This window comes from Halorubrum sp. SD41 (assembly GCF_058630335.1).
In genome coordinates this window covers 1-1038 of the sequence record NZ_JBZVGZ010000057.1, presented here as the reverse complement: position 1 = coordinate 1038, position 1038 = coordinate 1, and the positions used below count along the sequence as shown (strand labels likewise).

Here is a 1038-nt window from a genome sequence, read left to right as displayed (position 1 = left end):
AAAAAAAGCCCACGGACGCGTTGTCCGTGGGCTTGGTGGGAAGTATCCCGTATGAGTGGGTAGGCGGCGACCCGTGGTTCCCAGAGGATCGCTCACTCCAGTACTTCACGGTACGCTGGTGGGCTTAACTTCCGTGTTCGGAATGGGTACGGGTGTGTCTCCACCGCTCTGGCCGCCTTCATGCCGACTCTCGGAGTCGAACCGAGACTCGCTGTATCCGCTACAGCAAGACCCCTGTGTCGGTCTGGTTCGATACCAACCGTGTAAATCGTGCGATCCAGATACCGCCTGAACTCATGCGAGTCGTGGCGCGTCAGCGCCAATGAATGTGGCTCGGTCTGTTAGTTCTCGTGGGCTTAACACCTCGTTGCCTCGGTGCGTACACCCCGAGTCTATCGAACTCGTCTTCTACGAGTGACCTCTACGGTACCTCTTTTCCATGTGGGTTTCGAGCTTAGATGCGTTCAGCTCTTACCCCGTGTCGCGTGGCTACTCGGCATCTGCCCTTCCGGACAACCGATACACCAGTGGCGACCAAACGTAGTTCCTCTCGTACTATACGTTCGTTCACGTCAGGTACCTCACACCCCCAATAGATAGCAGCCGACCTGTCTCACGACGGTCTAAACCCAGCTCACGACCTCCTTTAATAGGCGAACAACCTCACCCTTGCCCGCGTCTGCACGGGCAGGATGGAGGGAACCGACATCGAGGTAGCAAGCCACTCGGTCGATATGTGCTCTTGCGAGTGACGACTCTGTTATCCCTAAGGTAGCTTTTCTGTCATCTACGGGTCCCATTCCGGAACCTCGTAGGTTCGCTAGACCACGCTTTCGCGTCAGCGTTCCTCGTTGGGAAGAACACTGTCAGACCATCTTGTGCTCTTGCGCTCTTCGCCGGATTCCCGACCCGGCTGAGATGATCTTCGGGCGCGCTCGATATCTTTTCGAGCGCGTACCGCCCCAGTCAAACTGCCCGGCTACCGGTGTACTCCTCCCGGAGTGAGAGTCGCAGTCACCGACGGGTAGTATTTCAATG

2 rRNA genes are annotated in these 1038 nt (G+C 57.0%); both read right to left on the bottom strand.

Features of this window, described 5'->3' with window-relative positions:
• Positions 1-58: 58 nt before the first annotated feature.
• Positions 59-180: ribosomal RNA gene (rrf, locus tag AC4NMM_RS15260) — 5S ribosomal RNA — on the bottom strand.
• 141 nt (positions 181-321) lie between these two features.
• A 23S ribosomal RNA gene (locus AC4NMM_RS15255) occupies positions 322-1038 on the bottom strand; the annotation flags it as partial.